The sequence below is a fragment of the Pseudomonas sp. QE6 genome (genome assembly GCF_041379005.1).
Lineage (GTDB): Bacteria > Pseudomonadota > Gammaproteobacteria > Pseudomonadales > Pseudomonadaceae > Pseudomonas.
In genome coordinates, this window is sequence record NZ_CP166873.1 from 2316900 (window position 1) to 2341976 (window position 25077).

21 protein-coding genes are annotated in these 25077 nt (G+C 66.7%); 13 read left to right on the forward strand and 8 right to left on the reverse strand.

The annotated features are described in order from the left end of the window. Positions 1-55 precede the first annotated feature (55 nt). Entirely contained in the window at positions 56-331 is a 276-nt protein-coding gene (locus ACAW63_RS10655) for a metal/formaldehyde-sensitive transcriptional repressor (protein ID WP_371233533.1), read from the forward strand. Between the two features lies 1 nt (position 332). On the opposite strand, the gene ACAW63_RS10660 is transcribed toward ACAW63_RS10655, so the two are convergent. Further along, positions 333-563, reverse strand: coding sequence for a DUF2789 domain-containing protein (locus tag ACAW63_RS10660; RefSeq protein WP_275610447.1), 231 nt, complete (start codon positions 561-563; stop codon positions 333-335). A gap of 190 nt (positions 564-753) precedes the next feature. Between ACAW63_RS10660 and ACAW63_RS10665 the strand changes: the two genes are divergently transcribed. Next, positions 754-1956, forward strand: coding sequence for an MFS transporter (locus tag ACAW63_RS10665; RefSeq protein WP_371233536.1), 1203 nt, complete (start codon positions 754-756; stop codon positions 1954-1956). On the opposite strand, the gene ACAW63_RS10670 is transcribed toward ACAW63_RS10665, so the two are convergent. Further along, positions 1957-2559, reverse strand: a complete 603-nt coding sequence (locus tag ACAW63_RS10670; RefSeq protein ID WP_371233539.1) for a glutathione S-transferase family protein — start codon at positions 2557-2559, stop codon at positions 1957-1959. A gap of 276 nt (positions 2560-2835) precedes the next feature. Continuing rightward, positions 2836-3654 (reverse strand): polyphosphate kinase 2, encoded by an 819-nt coding sequence (gene ppk2, locus ACAW63_RS10675; RefSeq protein WP_371233541.1) that lies wholly within the window; start codon positions 3652-3654, stop codon positions 2836-2838. 267 nt (positions 3655-3921) lie between these two features. Here ppk2 and recC point away from each other — a divergent pair, with 267 nt between their 5' ends. From recC to ACAW63_RS10720, 9 genes are all read left to right on the forward strand, one after another. Then, positions 3922-7389, forward strand: a complete 3468-nt coding sequence (gene recC, locus ACAW63_RS10680) for an exodeoxyribonuclease V subunit gamma (RefSeq protein ID WP_371233543.1) — start codon at positions 3922-3924, stop codon at positions 7387-7389. Then, positions 7386-11087 (forward strand): exodeoxyribonuclease V subunit beta, encoded by a 3702-nt coding sequence (recB, locus tag ACAW63_RS10685; RefSeq protein ID WP_371233545.1) that lies wholly within the window; start codon positions 7386-7388, stop codon positions 11085-11087. The genes recC and recB overlap by 4 nt, the downstream gene beginning before the upstream one ends. Beyond that, a complete protein-coding gene (gene recD / locus ACAW63_RS10690; protein WP_371233547.1) occupies positions 11084-13120 on the forward strand; it encodes an exodeoxyribonuclease V subunit alpha in 2037 nt (678 codons plus the stop codon). The genes recB and recD overlap by 4 nt, the downstream gene beginning before the upstream one ends. A 318-nt stretch (positions 13121-13438) precedes the next feature. Further along, on the forward strand, positions 13439-13840 hold the full coding sequence (locus tag ACAW63_RS10695) for a YciI family protein (RefSeq protein ID WP_371233549.1): 402 nt from the start codon (positions 13439-13441) through the stop codon (positions 13838-13840). Next, the gene (locus tag ACAW63_RS10700; RefSeq protein ID WP_371233551.1) at positions 13834-14364 is read left to right on the forward strand and encodes an SRPBCC family protein; all 531 of its coding nucleotides are present in this window, start codon (positions 13834-13836) and stop codon (positions 14362-14364) included. Before ACAW63_RS10695 ends, ACAW63_RS10700 begins: the two co-directional genes overlap by 7 nt. 35 nt (positions 14365-14399) lie before the next feature. Next, a complete protein-coding gene (locus ACAW63_RS10705; protein WP_371233552.1) occupies positions 14400-14552 on the forward strand; it encodes a hypothetical protein in 153 nt (50 codons plus the stop codon). After that, positions 14549-15331: a DUF899 domain-containing protein gene (locus ACAW63_RS10710; protein WP_371233553.1), complete on the forward strand. Its 783-nt coding sequence runs from the start codon at positions 14549-14551 to the stop codon at positions 15329-15331. Before ACAW63_RS10705 ends, ACAW63_RS10710 begins: the two co-directional genes overlap by 4 nt. Before the next feature lie 26 nt (positions 15332-15357). Continuing rightward, positions 15358-15798, forward strand: a complete 441-nt coding sequence (locus tag ACAW63_RS10715) for a nuclear transport factor 2 family protein (protein WP_371233554.1) — start codon at positions 15358-15360, stop codon at positions 15796-15798. 254 nt (positions 15799-16052) lie between these two features. After that, the gene (locus tag ACAW63_RS10720; protein WP_371233556.1) at positions 16053-17306 is read left to right on the forward strand and encodes an RNA polymerase sigma factor; all 1254 of its coding nucleotides are present in this window, start codon (positions 16053-16055) and stop codon (positions 17304-17306) included. A gap of 35 nt (positions 17307-17341) precedes the next feature. Here ACAW63_RS10720 and ACAW63_RS10725 read toward each other — a convergent pair whose 3' ends face one another. The 5 genes from ACAW63_RS10725 to ACAW63_RS10745 all read right to left on the reverse strand — a co-directional run bounded on the left by ACAW63_RS10725 (position 17342) and on the right by ACAW63_RS10745 (position 23348). Next, on the reverse strand, positions 17342-18115 hold the full coding sequence (locus ACAW63_RS10725) for an SDR family NAD(P)-dependent oxidoreductase (protein ID WP_371233558.1): 774 nt from the start codon (positions 18113-18115) through the stop codon (positions 17342-17344). Positions 18116-18272: 157 nt separating this feature from the next. Next, the gene (locus ACAW63_RS10730) at positions 18273-19076 is read right to left on the reverse strand and encodes a gamma-glutamyl-gamma-aminobutyrate hydrolase family protein (protein WP_371233560.1); all 804 of its coding nucleotides are present in this window, start codon (positions 19074-19076) and stop codon (positions 18273-18275) included. Positions 19077-19450: 374 nt separating this feature from the next. Beyond that, positions 19451-21103, reverse strand: a complete 1653-nt coding sequence (locus tag ACAW63_RS10735; RefSeq protein WP_371233561.1) for a diguanylate cyclase — start codon at positions 21101-21103, stop codon at positions 19451-19453. Between the two features lie 196 nt (positions 21104-21299). Next, entirely contained in the window at positions 21300-21644 is a 345-nt protein-coding gene (locus ACAW63_RS10740; protein WP_275610463.1) for a hypothetical protein, read from the reverse strand. Positions 21645-22019: 375 nt separating this feature from the next. Next, a complete protein-coding gene (locus tag ACAW63_RS10745) occupies positions 22020-23348 on the reverse strand; it encodes an OprD family porin (protein WP_371233563.1) in 1329 nt (442 codons plus the stop codon). A gap of 443 nt (positions 23349-23791) precedes the next feature. Here ACAW63_RS10745 and ACAW63_RS10750 point away from each other — a divergent pair, with 443 nt between their 5' ends. Together ACAW63_RS10750 and ACAW63_RS10755 are read left to right on the forward strand one after the other, a co-directional pair. Further along, positions 23792-24181 (forward strand): RidA family protein, encoded by a 390-nt coding sequence (locus ACAW63_RS10750; protein ID WP_275610465.1) that lies wholly within the window; start codon positions 23792-23794, stop codon positions 24179-24181. 415 nt (positions 24182-24596) lie between these two features. Then, positions 24597-25067, forward strand: coding sequence for a hypothetical protein (locus tag ACAW63_RS10755; RefSeq protein ID WP_371233566.1), 471 nt, complete (start codon positions 24597-24599; stop codon positions 25065-25067). The last annotated feature ends 10 nt before the right edge of the window (positions 25068-25077 follow it).

The window sequence follows — 25077 nt, forward strand, 5'->3', positions numbered from 1 at the left end:
ATGGTCCGTAATAGATGCCTGGATACTATACCCCAGTATACTTTGGAGTGTTGACGTGGGACATACCATCAAGGACCAGAAGAAGCTGCTGACCCGGGTGCGCCGCATCAAGGGGCAGAGCGAGGCGCTGGAGCGGGCGCTGGAAGCGGGTAGCGAATGTGCGGCTATCCTGCAGCAGATCGCCGCCATCCGCGGCGCGGTGAACGGCCTGATGGCCGAGGTGCTGGAAGGTCACCTGCGCGAGCACCTGGGCGCCGAGGAGCGCACCACAGCCGAGCGCCAGGAAGACCTGGAGCAGGTGATGGGCGTGCTGCGCTCCTATCTGAAGTGACTCAGCCGGACAGCCGCACCGCCAGTTCGTCGACTTCCTCGGCCCAGTCCGAGTCATCCTCCAGGGCTTCGCGCAGGAACTCCGCCTGGGCGGGACTCCAGAACGGCGCATCCGGCAGTGCCTGGCCCGCGGCCAGGCGGTGGCTGCCGAGAAAGGCGTCGATGTCCTGGCGGCCATTGGGCAGGCCGAGTTGCTTGAACAGTGCGCCGAGCGTGTGGGGGCTGGTATCCATGGGGACCTCCGGTGAACCCGATGAGAACAGGGGACGCGTTCGTGGACGCGGGTGGCTGCAACAACTATAGGTGCATCTGCCCGATGCCAGCGGGTGATCGGCCCGCGTGCACGGAGAATAGATAGCCAGCTTTCAATTTCCCCGACGCCGCGTAATGATGGGCGCAGCCCTCCCACCGCCAGGCCTGTCCATGAGCTCTCCCGAGCAGCGAACTGCCTCCGTCACCCTGCAGATACTCGCGACCGTTTCCTTCACGCTGATCCTCTACCTCAGTATCGGCCTGCTGCTGCCGGTACTGCCGGGGTTCGTCCATGAGGGGCTGGGCTATGACACGGTCACCGCCGGTGTGGTGATCAGCCTGCAGTACCTCGCCACCCTGGTCTCGCGCCCCCTGGCCGGCTACCTGACCGACACCCATGGTGCCAAGCGCGCGGTGCTCTATGGGCTGGGCGTACTCGGCAGCGGCGGGCTGCTGGTGCTGCTCTCCACCAGCCTGGAGAGCGTGCGCTGGCTGAGCCTGATACTGCTGCTGGGCAGCCGCCTGCTGTTCGGCCTGGCGCAAGGGCTGCTGGGCATCGGCACGGCCAGTTGGGGCATTGCCCTGGTCGGCACGCAGAACACCGCCAAGGTGATCTCCTGGAACGGCATCGTCAGCTACGGCGGCATCGCCATCGGCGCGCCGCTGGGCGTCACCCTGTCCGCTTCGCTGGGATTGTGGAGCCTGGGCGCGAGCATCCTGCTGTGCACCGTCCTGGGCCTGCTCGCCGCCCGTGGCCGGCAGGCCGTGCCGATCATCGCCGGTACGCGCATGGCCTTCCATGCCGTGCTCGGCCGCGTGCTGCCCTATGGGATGTGCGTGATGCTCGGTTCCATCGGCTTCGGCACCCTCGCCACTTTCATCACCCTGTATTACAGCAGCCAGGGCTGGGCCAATCCGGCCTGGTGCCTGACGGCGTTCGGCGTCTGCTTCATCGGCGCGCGGCTGTTGTTCTCGGGGACGGTCAACCGCTTCGGCGGCTTCGTGGTCGCGGTGGTCTGCCTGGCGGTGGAGGCCTGCGGCCTGCTGCTGCTCTGGCAGGCGCCAGGACCGGGCTTCGCCCTGCTGGGGGCGGCCCTCACCGGTTGCGGTCTGTCGCTGGTCTATCCGTCGCTGGGCGTGGAGGCAGTGCTGCGCATTCCGGCCAGCAGCCGCAGCGCGGGGCTGGGGGCCTATGCGCTGTTCTTCGATCTGGCGATGGGCGTGGCCGGTCCGTTGATGGGGCTGATCGCCGTCCACCACGGCTATGCGTCGACCTTCCTCGCCGCCGCCGGCCTTTCCGCCTGCGGCTTCGTCATCTGCCTCGGCCTGCTGCGCTGGACGCGGCAGCGCCATGAGGAGCTGCCGCAGGACTGATCACACCGGCGGGAAGGCCTTGAAGGCCTCCAGCGACTCGGCATGCAGTGTCCAGTCGTGCAGGGCGGGGTAGGTGTCCGCCGGCATGTACTGGACGTGCAGCAGCTGGATGAAGGTCCAGGCCACGGCAATGCTCAGGCCGGCCTGATCGAGGCGCCCGTCGCGCGGCAGCGGGTGTTCCGTGAGTTCGCGCTCCAGCGCGGCACAGGCGGCGTGCAGCTGTTCCTCGACGCGCCCTTGCCAGGGCATGTGCTGCTTGTCCTCCGGACGTTGCTGCTCGTAGTAACGCTGCACCGCCTTTTCCATCGCCGCCAGCGCCAGTCCCAGCAGGCGGGTGGCGCGCACCCGCGCGGTGGATTCGCCGGGCATCAGGCTGCGTCCGGCTTCATGCTCGATCAGGTCAATGATCAGGGTGGAGTCCATCAGCACCTGACCGTCTTCGAGGATCAGCGTCGGTGCCTTGACCACCGGGTTGATCCCGCGAAACTCCTCGTAGGTGCTGAATACCGAGAGCGGGCGATGCTGGAATTCGATGTCCAGCAGACGCAGGGTGATGGCGACACGGCGGACATAGGGGGAGTCGAGCATTCCGATCAGTTGCATGGGGGCATCCTGTTCTTGGCGATCACATCGAGGCTGGCGCGTTTTCCCGCGCAATGGTCATGAATCTAGCCGCTTTGTTCGCATAGACGAATCGAAGATTTTCGGCGGTTTCGATTGAACATGCCCACGTGAGTCTTTCTCCGGCCAGAGCCGCTTCGGGATCGATCATGGGGCATGCGCGCAACCCGACGGAGAGATGAGGCGGCGTAAAGCAACGCAGGCGAGGGTGCGGCGTGCCGACCGCGGGCTGGCACCGCACGGGCGCCAGCCCGGAGCTCAGAAGGCTTCGTCGATGTAGTGGAAGGGGTAGTCCTGGCTCTTGTACTTGCCGATCCTGCCGCGCTTGGGCAGCTTCACTTCGTCGCGTGGCACTTCCTTGTACGGCACGTGCTTGAGGATGTGGCTGATGACGTTCAGGCGTACACGCTTCTTGTCCTCCGAACGCGCCACGAACCAGGGCGCCCAGGGCGAATCGGTGGCAGCGAACATCAGGTCGCGGGCGCGGGTGTACTCGTCCCAACGGGTGTAGGACTTCAGGTCCATCGGCGACAGCTTCCAGATCTTGCGGCCGTCGGTGATACGGTCGCCCAGGCGGCGCGCCTGCTCTTCGGGGCTGACCTCCAGCCAGAACTTGAGCAGGATGATCCCCGACTCGGTCATCATCCGCTCGAACAGCGGGGTGACGGCGAGGAACTTGTCGGCCTGCTCCTCGGTGCAGAAACCCATCACCCGCTCGACGCCGGCGCGGTTGTACCAGCTGCGGTCGAAGATCACCACCTCGCCTGCGGCCGGCAGGTGGGTGAGGTAGCGCTGGGCATAGAGCTGCGACTTTTCCCGCTCGGTTGGCGCCGGCAACGCCACCACGCGGAACACCCGCGGGCTGACGCGCTCGGTAATGGCCTTGATGGTGCCGCCCTTGCCGGCGCCGTCACGGCCTTCGAAGACGATGCAGACCTTCAGCCCCTTGTGCACCACCCACTCCTGCAGCTTGACCAGTTCGATGGTCAGTTTCTTCAGGTGTTCTTCGTATTCCTTGTTCTTCATTTTCCCGGTCTTTTCGGGGACCGGGTTGTTCGCCTTGCTCTTCTTGCCCATTTTTTTCTCCATGGCTGGCCCGTGTGGCCGTGGGATGGATCATAGCCGCTGGCCACAGCGCTGGAGCCTAATCGAGTTGGTTTCGAAAATGTAGGAGATGGCGGGGAGCGCTCGTGGTTATGAGGGGCGGACAATCCGCCATTTCCAGGCGGTGACGAAAATCGCTGAAGCAAGAGGGAAAAAGGCTGCTCCGGCTCACGCTTTTTGGTGAAATGCGGTGCATTCCACGCGGCGTCCGAACGACGTCCGTCCGAACCAGGAGAGACGATGAGCGAGCAGCGACTGACCCCCGGCCTGATGGTGATCCACGGCAACCATCCGGAAGCGCTGCGCGACCTGCTGGTGCAGTGGATGAGCCTGCATCCGCTGGCGCCGCTGGAGAACGAAGTCATCCTGGTGCAGAGCAACGGCATCGCCCAGTGGCTGAAGCTGGCGCTGGGACGCGACGTGGAAGAGGGCGGCTGTGGCGTGACCGCCGCGCTCGATGTGCAACTGCCCGCGCAATTCCTCTGGCGCGCCTATCGCGCGGCCCTGGGGCGCGACGAGATTCCCGAGGTCTCGGTGCTCGACAAGGGCCCGCTGACCTGGCGCCTGATGCGCCTGCTGCCGACCCTGCTGGAGCGGGAAGAGTTCGCCGCCCTGCAGCGCTTTCTCGCCGACGACGCCGACCTGCGCAAGCGCTATCAACTGGCCGAGCGCCTGGCCGACCTGTTCGACCAGTACCAGGTCTACCGCGCCGACTGGCTGGAAGACTGGAGCCGTGGCGTCGACCAGTTGCGCCTGGCCAACGGCACCCTGAAGGAGCTGGAAGCCGACAATCGCTGGCAGGCCGCGCTGTGGCGCGCGCTGCTCGATGACGTCGGCCCCGAAGGCCTGGCCACCAGCCGTGCCGGCGTGCACGGGCGTTTCATCCAGAAGCTGAAGTCCGCCGAGAATCCTTTGCCGGGCTTGCCGCGCCGCATCGTGGTGTTCGGCATCTCTGCCATGCCGGCGCAGACCGTCGAAGCCCTCGCCGTGCTGGCGCGCCACGCCCAGGTGCTGCTCTGCGTGCACAACCCCTGCCGTCACCACTGGGCCGACATCGTCGCCGACAAGGACCTGCTGCGCCACGAGTACCGCCGCCAGCGTCGCCGCGCCGGCACGCCGGAGCTGCTCTCCGACGACCAGCAGCACCAGTACGCCCAGCCGCTGCTAGCCGCCTGGGGCAAGCAGGGCCGCGACTACATCAACCTGCTCGACCAGTACGACGACCCGGACAGCTATCGTGCGCGTCTGGGAGCGGTGAGCAACGGGCGCATCGACCTGTTCAGCGAGGACGAGCCGCGCAACCTGCTCGGCCAGTTGCAGGACGACATTCTCGAACTGCGCCCGCTGGCCGAAAGCCGCGGGCACTGGCCGGCGGTCGACCCGCAGGCCGACGACTCGATCCGCTTCCACGTCGCCCACAGCGCACAGCGCGAGGTGGAAATCCTCCACGACCAGCTGCTCGCCCGCTTCGACGCCGACCCCACGCTGCGCCCGCGCGACGTGATCGTCATGGTGCCGGACATCAACCCCTACGCGCCGCACATCGAAGCCGTATTCGGCCAGTTGCCGCGCGATGACAAACGCTTCATTCCCTACACCCTGGCCGACCAGGGCCAGCGTGGCCGCGAGCCGCTGCTGGTGGCGCTGGAGCACCTGCTGCGGCTGCCCGACAGCCGCTTCGCGGTGAGCGAAGTCCTCGACCTGCTGGACGTGGCCGCCCTGCGTGAGCGCTTCGGCCTGACCGATGCCGACCTGCCGCTGCTGCGCCGCTGGATCGACGGTGCCGGCGTGCGCTGGGGGCTCGACGGCCAGCAGCGCGAACGCCTCGGCCTGCCCGCCGCCGCCGAAGCCAACAGCTGGCGCTTCGGCTTGCGGCGCATGCTGCTCGGCTTCGCGGTGGGCGAGGGCGAGGCCTTCCAGGGCATCCAGCCCTACGCGGAAATCGGCGGGCTGGATGCCGCCGCGCTCGGCCCGCTCGCGGGGCTGCTCGGCGCCCTGGAACAGGCCTGCTTCACCCTCGCCGAAGAGGCCGCGCCGCAGCAGTGGGTGGAGCGCCTGCGCGGGCTGCTCGACGCCTTCTTCCGGGTGACCGACGATCACGACGAACTGCTGCGCCAGCAATTGCTGGACCTGCTCGAACGCTGGCTGGAAATCTGCCAGCACGCCGGCTTCAGCGACCCATTGCCGCTCTCGGTGGTGCGCGAGGCCTGGCTCGGCGGCCTGGACGCGGGCGGCCTGAACCAGCGCTTCCTGGCCGGCGCGGTAAGCTTCTGCACCCTGATGCCGATGCGCGCGATTCCCTTCCAGCTGGTCTGCCTGCTGGGCATGAACGACGGCGACTACCCGCGCCCACAATCGCCGCTGGACTTCGACCTGATGCGCAACGACTACCGCCCCGGCGACCGTTCGCGTCGCGAGGACGACCGCTACCTGTTGCTCGAAGCGCTGCTCTCGGCCCGCCGCCAGCTCTACGTCAGCTGGGTTGGCCGGAGCATTCGCGATAACACTGACCGCCCGCCGTCGGTGCTGATCGGCCAGTTGCGCGACCACCTCGCCGATGGCTGGCGGCGCGCCGATGGCGGCGACCTGCTGCACGGCCTGACCCTGGAACATCCGCTGCAACCCTTCAGCCGCGCCTACTTCGCCCAGGCGCCGGGCCGGGGTGTCGACGGCCTCTACACCTACGCCCGCGAATGGCGCGACGTGCACCGCGAACAGGATGCCGAAACGGATGACGCGCCGTTGCCGCCGCTGGGCCTCGATGCGCCGATCGGCTTGCGCACGCTGTCCGATTTCATTGCCAACCCGGTGGGCGCCTTCTTCGTCCAGCGCCTCAAGGTGCGCTTCGCCGAGGAGCAGCTCACCGGCCAGGACGAGGAGCCCTTCGAGCTCAACGGCCTGGACGTCTGGCAGCTGCAGTTCGAACTGTGCGAGCGCCTGCGTCCCTGGGTGGAGCAGCATTGGCAGGCCGAGCAGCTGGATTCGCAGCTGACCGGGCAGGTGGAGCGCTTGCGCCGCGAAGGCCGCCTGCCGCTGGCGGCCTTCGGCGAGTTTTCCGCCCAGTCGCTGGTGGCGCCGCTGCAGGACCTGCTGGCGCGCTACCGCGAGCAGCTCGAGCACTGGTCGCAGGTTGAAGAGGAGCAGCGCGAACTCAACCATGGGCATGCCGGCATCGAGCTGGCCGACTGGCTCGGCGGCCTGCGCCGCAATGCCGATGGCCAGCTCGCCAGCCTGCAACTGGTCAGCGGCAAGCTCCACGAAGGCAAGGGCTACAAATGGCATGGCCTGGTGCGCCCGTGGGTGCGCCATCTCGCGCTGCAACTGTGCGGCGAGCCGGTAACCAGCGTGCTGGTCGGCCTGACCGGCACCCTCGAATTCCCGCCGCTGCCCGCCGAGCAGGCGCGCGCCGAACTGAACAGCCTGATGGACGCATGGTTCCAGGGCATGAGCCGGCCGCTGCCGGTGGCCTGCAAGACCGCCTTCGCCTGGCTGGCGGCCGGCGAGGATGCCGACCGCGCCAGGCGTGAAGCCGCCAAGCGCTACGACGGCGGCTTCAATCTCGCTGGCGAGGCGGCGTCCTCGCCGGCGCTGGCGCGGGTCTACCCGGACTTCGACAGCCTCGAGGCCAGCGGAGAATTCGCCGCCTGGGCCGAGTCGCTCTACGGGCCCCTGTTCGAATTGCTGCAGCGCAAGGAGGAGGCCGCATGAGCGCCGTCGATTCAGGTTCGCAAGCGCTCGACCCGCTGAGCTTCCCGCTGCACGGCAGCCGGCTGATCGAGGCCAGCGCCGGCACCGGCAAGACCTTCACCATCGCCTTGCTCTACGTGCGCCTGGTGCTCGACCACGGCGGCGAACAGGCCTTCGGCCGGCCGCTGAGTCCGCCGGAGGTCCTCGTGGTGACCTTCACCGAAGCCGCGACCCAGGAGTTGCGCGAACGTATCCGCGCGCGCCTGGGTGAAGCCGCGCACTGCTTCGCCGAGCCCGAGGGCGAGCACGACGGCCTGCTGCGGACGCTGCGCGACAGCTATCCCGTCGAGCGCTGGCCGGGCTGCGCGCGTCTGCTGCGCCTGGCCGCCGAATGGATGGACGAGGCCGCCGTCTCCACCATCCACAGCTGGTGCTACCGCATGCTGCGCGAGCATGCCTTTGACAGCGGCAGCCTGTTCACCCAGGACCTGGCCGCCGACCAGAGCGAACTGCTCGCCGAAGCGGTACGCGATTACTGGCGGCGCAATTTCTATCCCCTGGGCGTGGCCGCCGCCAATGCCGTGCGCCATTGCTACGCCGGCCCGGAGGCACTGATGCGCGCCTTGCAGCCGCTGCTGGCGGCGCAGGAGGCGGGCTTCCGCTACGGCGACCAGCCGCTCGATGCGCCGACCTCGCTGGGCGAGTTGCTGGAGTCCACCGGCCACTGGTACGAGGAACTCGAGGCCGCCCAGACCCGCGCGCGCGAAGCCTGGGCCGCGGACCGGGCGAATCTCGCCGAACTGCTGCGCAACCTGCGCGGTGACCTCAACGGCAACAGCTATCGCGGCAAGGACGACGACGCCATCTTCGGCGGCTGGATCGAGGCGTTGGACGCCTGGAGCGAAGGCGCCGACGCACCGGACAACCTGGCCAGGTTCGGCCAGACGCGAATCAAGGTGAAGGCCAAGGCCGTGGTGCCGGAACACCCGGCATTGCAGGCCATCGACGCCTGGTGCGAGCGCGCCGAGCAGCGTCCGGAGATCGCCCCGCAGCTCCTGCTGCATGCCCTGGGCGAAGTGCGCCAGAGCCTGGAGGCGGAGAAGCAGAAGCGTGCCGAACTGGGCTTCGACGACCTGCTGGTGCGCCTCGACCGCGCGTTGGCCGGCAGCGGCGGTGAGCGCCTGGCCGAGCGCATCCGCGAGCAGTTCCCGGTGGCGCTGATCGACGAATTCCAGGACACCGACCCGCTGCAGTATCGCATCTTCGAGCGCGTCTACCGCATCGCAGAGAACCCGCGCAGCCTCGGTCTTTTCATGATCGGCGACCCCAAGCAGGCGATCTACGCCTTCCGTGGCGCCGACATCCACACCTACCTGCGCGCCCGCTCCGCCACCGCCGGGCGTCACTACACCCTGGGCACCAACTTCCGCTCCACGCGCGCCATGGTGGCGGCGGCCAACCGCTGCTTCCAGTTCGCCGAGGCGCATCCGCGCGGCGCCTTCCGTTTTGCGCAGCAGGGGCAGGACAACCCCGTACCCTTCCTCGAAGTCGGCGCCCGTGGGCGTGACGAAACCCTGCTGCTGGAAGGTGGCGAAGCGCCGGCCATGACCTTCTGGCAGTTGGACAACGACGGCCAGGTCTGCGGCTCGACTGTCTACCGCCAGGAGATGGCCGCGCGCAGCGCCAGCGCCATCCAGCGCTGGTTGAGTTCGGCGCAGAGCGGCTTCCGCAAGGCCGATGGCCACTGGCGCGCACTGCGCCCGGCGGACATCGCCATCCTGGTGCGGGGCCGCAGCGAGGCCGAGGCGATCCGGAGCGAGCTGGCCGCACGCCGGCTGGCCAGCGTGTACCTGTCCGACCGCGACTCGGTGTTCGACAGCCCCGAAGCGGTGGACCTGCTGCACTGGCTGCGCGCCTGCGCCGACCCCGGTAATGACGGTACCCTGCGCATCGCCCTGGCCACCCGCAGCCTGGCGCTGGACTGGGCAACCCTGGAACGGTTGAACCAGGACGAGCGCTTCTGGGAAGACATGGTGCTGCGCTTCCGCGACTACCGCGTGCTCTGGCAGCAGCAGGGCGTGCTGCCGATGCTGCGTCGCCTGCTCGCCGACTTCGCCTTGCCGGCGCGCCTGCTGCGGCAGATCGACGGCGAGCGCAGCCTGACCAACCTGCTGCACCTGGCCGAGTGGCTGCAACGCGAGGCAGTGGAGCTCGACGGCGAACACGCGCTGCTGCGCGTGCTGGCGGAGCAGCTGGAAAGCCCCTCCAGCGAAGAAATCCTTCGTCTGGAAAGCGACGCCGACCTGATCAAGGTGGTGACCATCCACAAGTCCAAGGGCCTGGAGTATCCGCTGGTGCTGCTGCCCTTCATCTGCAGCTGGCGCGAGCTGGATGGCAAGAGCGGCACGCCGCCGAGCTTCCAGGCAGGGGAGGCGCGGGTGGTGGAGCTGTCCCGCGACAAGGAACTGGCCAAGGCGGCTTATCAACAGGCCAACGACGAACGCCTGAGCGAGGACATGCGCCTGCTCTACGTGGCCCTGACCCGTGCCTGCCACGCCGTGTGGCTGGGCGTGGCGCCGCTGGTGATGAGCAACAGCAAGAGCCCGGAACTGCACAAGGGCGCGATCGGCTACCTGCTCGGTGGCGGCAATGCGCTGGGCGTGGAAGACCTCGCCACGCGCCTGGGCGAATTGCAGGCCGGCCACCGCGAGATCGTTCTGGAAGCGGCGCCCCTTGCCGACCTGCAACTGTTCGTCGGCCCGCAGGCCGGCGAACTGGGCGCGGCCCGCGAGCCGCGCCGACGGGTGGCGGAGAAGTGGTGGATCGCCAGCTACTCCGCGCTGGCGAACCTGGCCGGCGACGAGGACATCGAGTCACCCGCACCCGCGCCGGCGGCGGACGAGCCCACCAGCGCAGACGAAGACCTGCTGCGTGAAAGCAGCCTGGAGGAAGCCCGCGAAGCCGATGCCGTGCCGGCGCCGTTCAGCCTGCACGCCTTCCCCCGAGGGGCCAACCCCGGCAGCTTCCTCCATGGTCTGCTGGAGTGGGCGGCCGACGAAGGCTTCGGCGCCTGCGACCCGCAGCAATTGCGCGATCAATTGGCGCGGCGTTGCCAGGTGCGCGGCTGGGAAGCCTGGATCGAGCCCCTGCATGGCTGGCTGACGCAGTTGCTGCACACCGAGTTCCGCCTGCCCGATGCCACTCCGGTCAGCCTTGCCGGGCTCTCCAGCTACCAGAAGGAAATGGAGTTCTGGTTCGCCACCCGCCAGGTGGACAGCCAGCGCCTGGACCGCATCGTCACCCGCCATACCCTCGGCGGCGCGGCGCGGCCGGCGCTGCAGGCCAACCAGCTCAACGGCATGCTCAAGGGCTTCATCGACCTGGTGTTCGAACACCAAGGCCGCTACTACGTCGCCGACTACAAATCCAACTGGCTCGGCGCCGACGACGAGGCCTACACCGAGCCGGCCCTGCGCGAAGCGCTGCTGGAGCACCGCTACGACCTGCAGTACGCGCTCTACCTGTTCGCCCTGCACCGCCTGCTGCAGGCACGCCTGCCGGACTACGACTACGAGCGGCATGTTGGCGGCGCGATCTACCTGTTCCTGCGCGGCAGCCAGTCGGCGACCCAGGGCATGTACCTGGAGCGCCCGGCCAAGGCCCTGATGGAGGAACTGGACCGCTTGTTCCGCGCGGTCGATGAGGAGATTCCGGCATGACTGCGCCGCTGAACACCGCCGGTGAAATGCTCGAACTGATCGGCCGCTGGGCCGAGCGCGGCTGGCTGCGCGAGCTCGACCGCGCCTTCGCCGCCTTCCTGGTGGAGCGGGCACCGGATGCGCATCCGCTGTTGATCCTGGCCGCCGCGCTGGCCAGCCACCAGCTCGGTCGCGGGCATGTCTGCCTGGACCTTGCTGCGACCCTGGCCGACAGCCGTTTCGCGCTGTCGCTGCCGCCGGAGGGTGACTCCGCGAAGGACGCGCCCGAGCTGCCCGGCGTACTGCTCGACAGCACGACGCTGGACGCCTGGCAGGCGGAGCTGAACGACCCGCGCCTGATCGGCGAGGGCGCCGGCGATACGCCGTTGGTGCGGGTCGGCCGGCGCCTGTACCTGCGGCGCTACTGGCAATACGAATGCGCGGTGCGCGCCGGCATCGACCAGCGCCTGCGCCAGGGCGAAGCCTTGCGTGCCGGCTTGCCCGCCGCGCCGTTGCGCCAGGCGCTGGATGCGTTGTTCCCGAAGAAGGCCGGCGCTCCAGCGGACTGGCAGAAACTGGCCTGTGCGCTGGTGGCGGGGAATGCCTTCGGCATCGTCACCGGCGGCCCCGGCACCGGCAAGACCACCACCGTGGTCAAGTTGCTGGCGCTGTTGCAAAGCCTGGCGCTGGGGGAGGGCGGGCGGCCATTGCGCATCCGTCTCGCGGCACCCACTGGCAAGGCGGCTGCGCGCCTGAATGAATCCATCGCCGGCGCCGTGCAGCGCCTGCAGCTCGACGGCCTGCCCAATGGCGAGGCCGCGCGCGAGGCGATTCCCACCGAAGTCACCACGCTGCACCGCCTGCTCGGCAGCCGCCCGGACAGTCGTCAGTTCCGCCATCACGCCGGCAACCCGTTGGCGTTGGAGCTGCTGGTGGTGGACGAAGCCTCGATGGTCGATCTGGAGATGATGGCCTCGCTGCTCGCCGCCCTGCCACCGCGCGCACGGCTGATCCTGCTCGGCGACAAGGACCAGTTGGCCTCGGTGGAAGCCGGCGCGGTACTCGGCGAACTGTGCAGCCGCGCCCGCGAAGGTCACTACCGCCCGGCCACTCGCGACTGGCTGGAAGCAGTGACGGGAGAGCCCATCGATGCGGCGTTGCTGGACGAGCAGGGCAGCGAACTCGACCAGGCCGTGGCCATGCTCCGCCACAGCCACCGCTTCAGCGCGGGCAGCGGCATCGGCCAGTTGGCGGAGGCCGTGAACGCCGGCGATATCCCGGCCCTGCGCGAGGTATGGAAGGCGCGCCACGAAGACCTGACCCGCATCGCCGTCGACGCCCAGGACACCCGCAGCCTGCGCGACCTGGTGGTGGACGGCGGACGTGGCGGCGATCTGTTCGGACCGGTCGGCTACCGCCATTACCTGAGCGTGCTGGCGGCCAGGCGGCCAGCCGAGAATGCTGACCAGGCGGCGCTGGACGAATGGGCCCGGCAGGTGCTGGAGGCCCATGGGCAGTTCCAGCTGCTCTGCGCCTTGCGGCGTGGTCCCTGGGGCGTCGAAGGGCTCAACACCCTGATCACTGGAATGCTGCACAGCGAAGGGCTGATCCCCTCGACGCAGGTCTGGTTCCTCGGCCGCCCGGTGCTGGTGACGCGCAACGACTACGGCCTGGGGCTGATGAACGGCGACATCGGCATCACCCTGGCGCTGCCCCAGCCGGCGGACGACGGCAGCGTGCGCTGGGCGCCGCGCGTGGCCTTCCCGGCGGGCGACGGCAGTGATGCGATTCGCTGGATCCTGCCCAGCCGCCTGCAGGCGGTGGAGACCGTATTCGCCATGACGGTGCACAAGTCGCAGGGCTCGGAATTCACCCACGCCGCGTTGCTGCTGCCCGACAGCCTCAACCCGATCCTCACCCGCGAGCTGGTCTACACCGGCATCACCCGTGCCCGCCGCTGGTTCACCCTGGCCAGCGCCGGACGCGGCTGGCAGGTGCTGGAGCAGGCGACGGAAAGGCGGGTGCAGCGGGCGAGCGGGCTGCTGGATCGCTGAGGGTCGCTGGCGTGCGGCCTGGAAACTGGCGCTCTTCGCAGGATGCACGGATGCTCCGGCGTTCCCCTACAAAGGCGGATAACGCTGCGCGTTATTCGCCCTACGGGTGTTCATCCTGCAGCATAAGTGCATGTGGTCAGCCTTCGCGGACAAGGTCCACTCCTACGGAAACGGACGACTCCAGAGCTCCTCCCGACCATGCATGAGCTTCGAGCTCAGCGTTTGAATCCCTGGCGAAAAAATTTTCCTGCTGCTGTCGATTTCCATTGCCGCGCTTCGACTAGAGATAGAACGCAGTCGCCATAGCGGGAGTCGAGCATGAAATACCTCTGCCTGATCTACGTGGACGACAGCCGCATCGCCCAGTTGCCGGGGCCGGTGTTCCGCCAGGTGATCGACGAATGCCGCTGCAACGAGGCGCGGCTGCGCGAGAACGGCCAGTTGCTGGCGGCGCAGGCGCTGGAACCGGTGGCCAGCGCTACCACGCTGCGCCATGCCGGTGGAGACCTGGTGATCACCGACGGGCCGTTCGCCGAGACCAAGGAACACCTGGGCGGCTTCGTGCTGCTGGAGGCGCGCGATCTCAACGAGGCGTTGCAGATCGCCAGCCGCTTGCCGTCGGGGCGGCTGGGCTGCGTCGAGGTTCGACCGGTCCGCGACTGGGACCGTTACTTTGCCGGGCAAGAGCCCATCGACACCATCAGGAGGATGTCATGTTGAAGTGGATTGCAGTGGTCGTGGTTCTGGCCGTGGTCGTGGTGCTGGTCCTGGCGGCGAGTCGTCCCGACAGCTTCCGTGTGGAGCGCACGGTGCGCATCCAGGCGCCGCCGGAGAAGGTCTACGCCTACATCGAGGACTTCCACCGCTGGCCGCAATGGTCGCCCTTCGAGAAGCTCGACCCGTCCATGCAGCGCAACTTCTCGGGTGCGGACAAGGGGCTCGGCGCGGTGTACGCCTGGGCCGGCAACAGCAAGGCCGGCGCGGGGCGCATGGAGATCATCGAGAGTACCCCGGCGACGCGGGTGAGCATCGCGCTGGAGTTCCTCAAACCGTTCAAGGCCAGCAATACCGCCGAGTTCACCCTGCTGCCGCGTGACGGTGGCACCGACGTGACCTGGGCGATGTTCGGCCCCACGCCCTTCGTGGCGAAGATCATGCACCTGTTCTTCAGCATGGACAGCATGGTCGGCAAGGACTTCGAGGCGGGCCTGGCCAACCTCAAGCGGCTCAGCGAGCAGGACTGAGTCTTCCAGCAGGGCAACCGTCGAGGAGGTCCGCCATGTGCCCCTTGTGCCTTACCACCCTGACGCTGGCGGTGTCCGGCGTCCTCTGTGCCGGCGGCGCCAGCGCGTTCGCCATCACCCGGCTGCGTGGCCAACGCCGCGTACGCCCCAACCCGCAACCGGGCCGGTCCCAGGAGCGTGCAGCATGAATCTCGCCAACCAGGCTTTTCCCCGTGTGGTCTCCCGTGATGAATGGCTGCAGGCGCGCAAGCGCTTGCTGGAGCAGGAGAAGGCCGCCACCCATGCCCGCGATGCGCTCAGCGCCGTGCGCCGGGCGTTGCCGGTGGTGCGCATCGACAAGGATTACCGCTTCGAAGGCCCTCGCGGTACTTCGCGGCTGGTGGACCTGTTCGAAGGGCGCCCGCAACTGATCGTCTACCACTTCATGTTCCACCGCGACAAAGCCCTGGGGTGCGAGGGCTGCTCCTTCCTGATCGACAACCTGGGACGGCTGGAACATCTGCATGCGCGCGGCACCACCCTGGCCATGGTCTCCCGTGCGCCGCTGCAGGAGATCGCGCCGTTCCGCGAGCGCATGGGCTGGACCCTGCCCTGGTATTCCTCGTTCGGCAGCGATTTCAACTACGACTTCCACGTCACCATCGACGAGCAGGTCGCGCCGGTGGAATACAACTATCGTGACAAGGCGGAGCTCGAACGCCTGGGGCAGGGCTACCACGTGCAGGGCGAGCAGCCGGGCATGAGCGTGTTCCTGCGCGACGGCGACCAGGTGTTCCACAGCTACTCGACCTACGGCCGTGGGCTGGAAGCGCCGCTGTTCACCTACCACCTGCTCGACCTCACGCCGCTGGGGCGTGGCGAGGGCTGGGGCGGCATGCCCGACTACGAAGGCAAGGGCATGAACTGGACGCGCTTCCACGACGAGTACGACGAGCCCGCCACGCCGCACGGCTGCTGTGCGTCCTGACCCGGCCCGGAGAGGAGGACAACACCATGAGCGCTGCCGAAAACACCCAGGCCAACGCCGAGCTGCATGCGCTGCTGGCAAGCTGGCTGAGCGCCGTGCACGCATGCGATGCACAGGCCATCGCCGGCCACTACAGCCGCGACATCCTCGCCTTCGATGCGGTGAAACAGTTGCAGTTCAGGGGCGTGGAGGCCTACACCAGGCACTGGGCCGAGTGCCTGCAGATGTGCACCGAGCACAGCTTCGACATGCACCAGCTGAGTTTCGAGGCCGCAGGTGACATCGCCTTTGGCCACTACCTTTGCTATTGCGGCGGGACCGACAAGGACGGCGTGCACAACTCCGCCTGGGCGCGCGCCACCCTCGGCCTGCGCCGTGAGCAGGGGCAGTGGAAGATCGCCCATGAGCACTTCTCGATACCGTTCGATCCGGCGACCGGGCAGTTGTTGTTCGACGCCAAGCCCTGAGCGTTTCAGGAGCCGAGGCGTCGGTGCCCATTTGTAGCGAGCTTGCTCGCGAACCCCGCCTGAAACCCGGCTTCAAGCGGTTCGCGAGCAAGCTCGCTGCTGCGAAAGGCAGTCGGCCGACTGCGGCGCCTCGCCGGCCACAACGAAATACCCTGCAACCCTCTCCCGTGCACACCCGTCCGGCCGCTTCCCATACCGTCGAAAACCCGTGCAGGATAGGCAGACCCTTCTCACCCCAAGGACCGCCGGCCGCCATGCATGACTACGCCCCCCAGGCCCTGCGCGATGTGGTGGACGATGTCTATCGCCGCGAGTCGCGCCGCGTGCTGGCCACGCTGATCCGCCTGCTGGGGGACTTCGATCTGGCCGAGGAGGCGCTGCACGAAGCCTTCGTCGCCGCCGTGGAGCAGTGGCGGCGCGATGGCGTGCCGGCCAATCCGCGCGCCTGGCTGGTCTCCGCCGGACGCTTCAAGGCCATCGACGGCCTGCGCCGCCGGTCGCGCTTCGACGCCTCGCTGCTGCAGATCGCCGAGCAACTGGAGATCGACACGCAATCGGTGGAGGAGCAGGCCGACGAGAGCGTCGAGGACGACCGCCTGCGCCTGATCTTCACCTGCTGCCACCCCGCGCTGCCGGCGGACGCCCAGGTACCGCTGACCCTGCGCGAGGTCTGCGACCTGAAGACCGAGGAGATCGCCCGCGCCTATCTGGCCACGCCGTCCACCATTGCCCAGCGCATCGTCCGCGCCAAGGCGAAGATCCGCGATGCGCAGATCCCCTACCAGGTGCCGGAAGCCGCCGAGTTGCCCGAGCGCCTGGCCAGCGTGCTGCGGGTGATCTACCTGGTGTTCAACGAAGGCTATTCGGCCTCTGCGGGCGATTCGCTGACCCGCACCGACCTGTCGGCGGAAGCCATCCGCCTGGGCCGCCAGTTGCTCGAACTGCTACCGGAAGCGGAAGTGATGGGGCTGCTGGCGCTGATGCTGCTGCACGAATCGCGGCGCGAAGCGCGCACCGGCCCGGACGGGCAGATGGTGCTGCTCGAACAGCAGCAGCGCCGCTGCTGGAACCGCGAACTGATCGACGAGGGCCGGCAACTGATCGTGGCGGCGCTGGCCACCCGCCGGGTCGGCCCCTATACCCTGCAGGCGGCGATTTCCGCCGTGCATGCGGTGGCGCCCGATTTCGCCAGCACCGACTGGGCGGAGATCGTCGGCCTGTACGACGCCCTGCTGGGCATCCAGCCGTCGCCGGTGATCGAACTCAACCGCGCAGTGGCGCTAGCCATGCGCGACGGCCCGGAAGCGGGGCTCGAACAGGTGGACGCCATTCTTGCCGGTGGCGAGCTGCAGGACTACCACCTGGCCCACGCGGCCCGCGCCGACCTGTGCCGACGCCTGGACCGCCGCGACGAGGCCCGCGCGTCCTATACCCGGGCCCTGGAGCTGGTGCGCCAGGAGCCGGAGCGGCGCTTCCTGGAGCAGCGCCTGCGCGAACTGGCCGAGTGACCGCCTTTGCTGGGGACTGGCGGGCAGGCGAAGGGTTACAGGCTGCTCACCAGGTGCCCGCCATCCACCGCCAGCACGGCACCGGTCATGAAGGCGCCGGCGTCGCTGGCCAGCAGCAGGAAGGGGCCTTCCAGTTCGCGGAGCTGGCCCAGGCGGCGCATGGGCACGATGTCACGGATATAGGCCTGGCCCTTCTCGCTGTCGAAGTAGGTGTCGTTCATTTCCGTCTTGAAGTAGCCCGGCGCGATGGCGTTGACCCGCACCTGGTAGCGCGCCAGCTCCAGCGCCAGGGATTTGCTCAACTGCACCACTCCGGCCTTGGCCGCGCAGTAGTGGCTGTAGCCGCCACCCACGCGCAGGCCGAGGATGGAAGCGATGTTGACGATGCTGCCGCCGCGCTGGGCCTTGGCCAGGCGCTGCGCCGCGCACTGGGCCACGCGCCAGACGCCATCGAGGTTGGTGGAGAGCATGGCGCGCCAATCGTCCTCGCTGATCTCCAGCGCCCGCTTGCCGTTGCCGATGCCGGCATTGTTGAGCACCACGTCGACCACCCCGAACTGCGCTTCGGCACTGTCGAAGGCCGCTTCCACGCTGGTGCGGTCGGTCACGTCCAACGCTACCGGGTACGCTTCGCCGCCATCCTGGCGAATGGCCTCGGCCAGTTGCGCCAGCCGCTCGGTGCGCCGCGCCGCCAGTACCACCTGCGCACCGGCACGGGCGGCGACGCGCGCCAGGTGGGCGCCGATGCCACTGGAGGCGCCAGTGATCAGCACGGTCTTGCCGGCCAGGGAGAAGAGGTCGTTGCTCATGGCTGCACCTTTGTCGGAAAGCGAAATCGCGGGTCGTCAAAGATAGCCCGAGGCGCCCTCAAGGGCGTGCAGGGTGCGCCATTCGCAGCGCGAATGACGAGGGGGCCAAAGAAAAAGCCCGGCACAAGGCCGGGCTTTTTCATGACGCGAGTGAAGCTCAGGCGGCGAGGGCGCGGGCCTGCTTCTTCTTGACCTGCTGGCGGCAGGCGTCGCCGAAGGCCTTGAAGATCTTCACCGAGTCGGGGTTCTGCGCGGCTTGCCACTCCGGGTGCCACTGCACCGCGAAGAGGAAGGACGACAGGCTCGGGGCGTGGATCGCCTCGACCAGGCCGTCTTCGGCATGGGCGATGGCTTCGATGCCCTTGCCCAGGTTCTTCAGGCCCTGGCCGTGCAGCGAGTTCACGCGGATCTCGTCGCCCAGCAGCTGCTGCAGCCAGCTGCCCGGAGTCGGGCGAACGCCATGGACCTGGCTGTACTGCACGTCGACCGGGTCTTCGGGATTCTCGCGATGGTCGTTGAAGCCGGGCTCGGCGTAGACCTTCTGGTAGATATCGCCGCCCAGGGCCACGTTGATTTCCTGCATGCCGCGGCAGATGCCGAAGATCGGTAGGCCACGGGCAATGGCAGCCTTGATCAGCGGAATGTCGAAGTTGTCGCGGTCCTTGTCCTGGCCCTTGCCGGGGGTTTCGTTTTCCTGGCCATAGAGCGTCGGATCGATGTTGCTGCCGGCACCGGTGAGGTACACGCCGTCGGCCATGTCCAGGTACTGCTCGAGGTCTTCGATGCCGCAGCAGGTCGGTACCAGGACCGGCACGCAATCGGACTGTTCGACCAGGGGCACGATGTATTTGTGGGTCATTACCTGATAGTCGTGGCCTTTGCGCTCTTGGCTGCCCATGGACATCAGGACGACGGGTTTGCGGAGGGTCTGTTTCTTGTTGCCAATGTTGCTGTTGGACATATGTCACCTTTGGACGGGCTGCAGCCCATCGTTTTTGTGCAGGCGCACTGCTCTGAGCTGGGCTACCTGAGGTTCCGAGCACTGCCGGGAACGCACAGAAGGCGAAATTTCCCGGTCGAAACCTGCCTACCAGCCTGCCAGAGCCGTTAAATATGTCAAACGATTTCGGCGAGTGGCGTCAAAAATAATAGCCGAAATTCTGTCGAATAATCCTGTTAACTGATTGTTTTTTAAATGATTTTTATAAATATCAATTCGAAGCAAAAAGTCCATTATTTAAAACGCATGTCAATAATGGTGAAAAATTCTGAACATTTTTTCATGGCGGGTCGCCGCACGCCCCCAGCGGCGCGCTCTGCCTTGCGGCTTGCCGCTCAGTCGCACTCGATGCGGTTGCGTCCGTTCTGCTTGGCGCAATAGAGCGCGCGATCGCTGCGCGAAAGGGCGGCCTCGGCGGACAGATCGCTGCCCTGCAAGGTCGTGATGCCGATGCTGATGCTCAGCGGAATGCGCTCGCAGCCCAGCAGCACCGGCTGGTCGTCCAGTTGCTGCTGCAGGCGCTTGGCGAAGGCCTCGGCGCTGCCGACATCCGCATCGCCCAGCACCACGGCGAATTCTTCGCCCCCCATGCGTCCGGCGAAGTCGATGCGGCGGATCGCGCGGCCGAGGATGCGGGCGAAATGGCGCAGCGCTTCGTCGCCCACGCCATGGCCCCAGCGATCATTGATGGATTTGAAGTGGTCCAGGTCGCACATCAGGATCGCCGCGCTGCGCACGAGTCCGCGCTGCACACGGCCCAGTTCGGCCTCGATCAACTGCATGAAGTGGCGCCGGTTGGGCAACTGGGTGAGGAAGTCGGTCGTCGCCAGCACCTGCAATTCGGCTTCGATGCGCTTGCGCTCGGTGATGTCGGTGAACAGTCCATGCCAGATCACGCTGCCATCGGCCAGGCGCTTGGGCTGAGCGTTGCCCTGGCGCCAGAGCATGCCGCGCCCGGGCAGCAGTACGCGGAACTCATAGCGCCATGGCCGCAGCGTTGCCGCGGAGGCATCCAGCGAAGCGAGGAGGGCGGGCAGGTCATCGGGGTGTACCAGGGTGCGCAGGATCGCCGAATTGCCGCTGACCTGCTCGGGACCCATGCCGAAGATTTCCCTGACGCCGGCGCTGACGTAGGGGAAGGTGCCGGTGCCGTCGGGCAGGTGGCGGAACTGGAAGACCATGCCGGGAATTTCGTCGGTCAGGTCGGTGAGCAGCTCGACGTTCTGTCGCAGCTGCTCCGAGACGCCCCGCAGCGCGGTGATGTCGGTGGTGGTGCCGATCATGCGCAGGGGGCGGCCGGCGTCGTCGCGCTCGACGACCTTGCCGCGGCTGCAGACCCAGATGTAGTGGCCCGCCTTGTGGCGCAGCCGGTGCTCCACTTCATAGGCCGGCGTACGGCCTTCGAAGTGTGCGCTGATGGTCGCCTGGACATAGCCGAGGTCGTCGGGATGCACGCGCAGGTAAGCATCGTCGATGCGATTGCTGATCTCGTTGTCGGCATAGCCCAGCAGGGCCTTCCAGCCGGAGGAGTAGTGAATCTCGCCGGTGGGGACATGGCGGTCCCACACCCCCGTGCCGCTGCCGGCAATGGCCAGCGCCAGGCAGCTTTCGTCTGTGCGGTCGAGCAGTTCCTGGGCGATGCTCGCGGCATCGTCCAGTGCGCATCGCGTCGCGGCGTCCAGCGTGCGCGGCTGGTCGTCCAGCACGCACAGCCAGCCCAGGGTGGTGCCATCGGCGGTGTGCAGGACTGCGGTACCCAACGGGTGCAGGTCGCCCTCGCGGCTGCGCAGGGGCGCCGAGGCGGCATTCAGGCAGAGCAGGGTGGCAAAGGACTGCGCCGCCTCGTGCGTCAGGCCATCGAAGCCGAGCAGGCGGCCATGGGCATCGGCCAGCAATGCGGCGACCGCGCCGAAGCGGTAGCGGGTCAGGCGCAGGAGACTGTCGAATCGCCCGTATTCCTGTACTTCAGGATCAGTGGAAGTCCGCATGGGATGACTGCTTCCTCACCGGAGAATGGGGGCGTTCCCGTCTGGCGGCGCGGACGACGCCGTCTTGCGGCCGACAGATGGCTCTATGAAATCACGGCGCAGGCGTACCCCACAATCTCCCCGTGAGGCAGGGGCGACGAGTGAAACGGCGGCCGGTGGCGGTCCGGTCGCTTGCGTGCCGAGCAGGTCCGGGGGCTCAGCTCAGGAGTTGGTCGATCAGGACGGCATTGGTGTAGATCAGGCTGCCATCGCTGGCCCGGTGGCCCACCAGGTGGAAATGCCCGCGCTGGTCACTGTGGCTCAGGTAGACGCGGTATTGGCAATCGGAAAGCGGACCAAAGCCTTCGGGCATCTTCAGGTCGAGGTTGTCCAGGTCGGCATCCACCATGACGTCACGCTTGCCGCTGTTCTGCAGGTAGTCCTCGGCCTGTTCCAGACGCAGGTGATCGGCGTCGCTGACGAAGAAGTGGATGTCCTCCAGTGGAATGGGTTTCTGGTCGGCGCTGGTCTTGCACCAGCCTTCGAGAGTCATCGCGCTCATATGAGGTGGCCTCCTTCAGCAGTGCGGGCATTTGGGGGGGCCGCGACTGTCACTGCTTTTGACCGCCGCTATTGGAGTGTGATTCAACCTATATTGCGCCGGTGATGGCCGGGCATAAAAAAAAGCCGCTCCGGGGAGCGGCTCGAAGGACGTTGAAGGAGCAATCACAATATCAACGTCAGGAGTCATCTTTCGATAATCGACGATGGCGATATCGAAAGCGGGAGAGATGGCGGGAATTCTAGAAAGTTCGAAGGTTTGGATAAACCCTGCTTCGGGGAAGAGACTTTCTGTCTCAGTGCAATAATGCAGGATCAATAGCGGGACAACTCTCGGAATTGTCCGAAAGTTGTCCCGTGATGATTGTCGGTCGAATTACAGGATCGACAGCGGATAATCGACGATCAGACGAAGTTCGTTGTTGTCCGATTCGCCCTGGTCGGCATTGGCACGGTGGAACGCCTGGCGCAGGCGGAACGACATGTCCTTCACCGGGCCGGACTGTACGACGTACTTGGCTTCGAAGTCAGTCTCGTGGTGCTTGCCGTCTTCGCCGTAGAGGCCGACATACTGGCCGTTCGGGTCGGCATGGGTGCCGTCGATGTTGCTGCCGTTGATGTAGCGGGTCATGAAGCTCAGGCCCGGCACACCGTAGGTGTCCATCGCCAGGTCATAGCGCACCTGCCAGGAGCGCTCGCCCGGACCGTTGAAGTCGGAGAACTGCACGGAGTTGGCGAGGAAGATCGAGTCGCCGCCCGCGCCTGCGCCATTGTCGCCGAAGCCGACGTAGTCGAACGGGGTGTCGCCGTTGACCTTCTGGAAGGCCAGGGTGACGGTGTGCGCCTGCAGGAAGGAGTAGGCGGCGGCCAGCGACCAGGTGGTGTTGCTGATCTCGCCGGCCTTGGCCTGGCCGTAATCGGTGGTGCGGTAGATGTTGAAGTCCAGGCCCAGCGACTGGTCGTTGCCCAGCGGCTGCAGGTAGTTCACGTTGGCGTAGTACTGGCGCCAGATGTCCTCGAATTCCGAGCCGTACAGCGAGGCGTTCAGGTTGTCGGTGATGGCGTACTTGCCGCCGACATAGTCCACGCTGTCGGCTTCGACGTTCGCGTAGGTCGCGTACAGGCCGCCGTCGTGGCTGGTGGTGATCGGGCTGGTGCCGGCGGTGAAGTGCCCGGCTTCCAGGTCAAGACCTGCGATTTCGCTGCTCAGCAGGTTGAAGCCCGAGGCGGTCTGCGGAATCAGGCGGCTGCCGCCGGCGGCGAAGACCGGCGCGACCGGCTGCATGTCGCCGAATTTCAGCTCGGTCTTGGAGATACGCATCTTCAGCGCGGCGCCCGCCTTGCCGTAGTCATCCTCGGGGTCGCCATGATTGTCCACCGGCAGGTTGCCGGTGCCGGTCCGGCCGCCGCCCGCGTCGAGCTTGAGGCCCAGATAGCCGAAGGCGTCCACGCCGAAGCCGACGGTGCCCTGGGTGTAGCCGGAGGAGAAGTTGGCGAGGATGCCCTGGGTCCAGTCACGGTTATCGCCGGAGCCGTTCTTGCCGTCGTGGTCGTAATAGTAGTTGCGCAGCAGGACGTCGAACTTGGCGTCGTCGACGAAGCCCTTGGCATCGGCCTGGTCGGTGACGAAGGGTTCGGCGCCGGCGAACTGGCTGGCGGCGGCGGAAACGGCGAGCACGATAGCGCTGCGTTTGAGATGCTTCATGGATATTGCCCCTAGAGTCTTGGAGACCCGGCCCGTTGAATCGCGTGAGGGCCGGAATTTTTATAGGCAGGCACAATGAATCCGGTCATGGATCAACCACGGCGGAAGTCGCAGGAAGTTGCGTTGACATTGTTGCGATCAACTTTCTCCTGCCCGCTCCAGGCAGGAAAAAGCCAGCGTAATAATGCCGAAAGAGTGCCCGCTTTAAATAACGGAATATGAAAAGGTCTATGTCCTGAATTGTAATAATCCCTCTGTGAAGTTCGAGGGAAATATCACTCGCTCATACGATGGATGTATTGACGGATGACAAAGCGAGGGGAATGGCGATGTTGCGGGAAACATCAGTCGGCGTGGCGGTGGGAGACGGGATGAGGCTAAGCTGCGCGTCCCGGGCGGGCCGAACGGCGCCGCTCATAGCCCCTGATAGCAGAGAGTTTCCCATGGCGCAGAATGACAGCCCCTTCTTCATTCCCGACGCGGACCCCGAATCCATTTCCTCCGACGTGGCCGGTTTCGGTGGCCTGCTGGTCTCCACGCAGATCCCCACCCTGGAAGACGGCAGCCTCGAGCTGGGCGACATCAAGGCCCAGAGCGAAGCCACCCTGCGCAGCCTGAAGGTCGCGCTGGAAAAGGCCGGCAGCGGCCTGGACCACGTCCTGCACCTGACCATCTACCTGACCAGCATGGCTGACCGCGCCGCCTTCAACGAGGTGTACTGCAGCTTCTTCGGCAAGCCCTATCCGGTGCGCGCCGCCGTCGGTATCTCCGAGCTGGCGGTCGAGGGCATGAAGGTCGAGGTCACCGCCATCGCTGCCAAGCGCGCGGGCTGATCCCGCCTGCATCGCTGCAAGCGTGGGCCATGCCCGCGAGAGGGCCGCTGACGCGGCCCTTTTCTTTTTCCCCGGCCAGTGTGGCTGACGCGCCGGGACGATTTCGCGGACAAGGTCCGCTCCTGCAGGTTCGCACTGCGCCTTCTTTATCGCGGGAGCGAGCTTGCCCGCGAACACCCTCAATACCGAACTCCCCCCGCAAATGTATTCCTTTGTATCCGCACCCCCTGACGGGATACAGACATACAAAAGACTCCCGCTCCAGATACGCCGGCGATACATCGCTACGGCGAAATAGCCCTACCCGAACGAAACAATGCGACGGCAGGGGAAACCCTTCCAGCGCCTCGTTCCAGGGATTCGCCCTTGCGGCATTACCCGGCGCGGAACGCGCCACAGCATCTGGAGAAGCACAATGACTCGTATCTCGAAAACCCAACTCGGCCTGCTCGCTGTCGCCCTGGCCGGTGGCCTGAACCTGGCGTCCTCCGCCTTCGCTGTCGAAGCGCTGCCCCAGGGCTACCAACTCGCTTCGGCGGAAAAAGCCGGGGAGGGCAAGTGTGGCGAGGGCAAATGTGGCGCCAGCGGCGCCCAGGCCAAGGCCAGCCAAACCAAGGCTACCGGCACCGAAGGCAAGTGCGGTGAAGGCAAGTGCGGCGATGCCTCCTTCGCCCGTACCGATGCCGACCACGACGGCCGCGTCTCCCGCGCCGAACTGTTGGCCGTGGCGCCCAAGGCCAACGCCGAATTCGACGCCATCGACGCCAACCACGACGGCTTCCTTTCCGAAGGCGAAACCTACCAGTTCCGCAAGAACCAGTTCGACTCCAACGGCAAGCCGTTCCCGTCCGACCTGTACAGCAAGCTGAGCCAGGCCAAGAACTGATCCGCGCCGA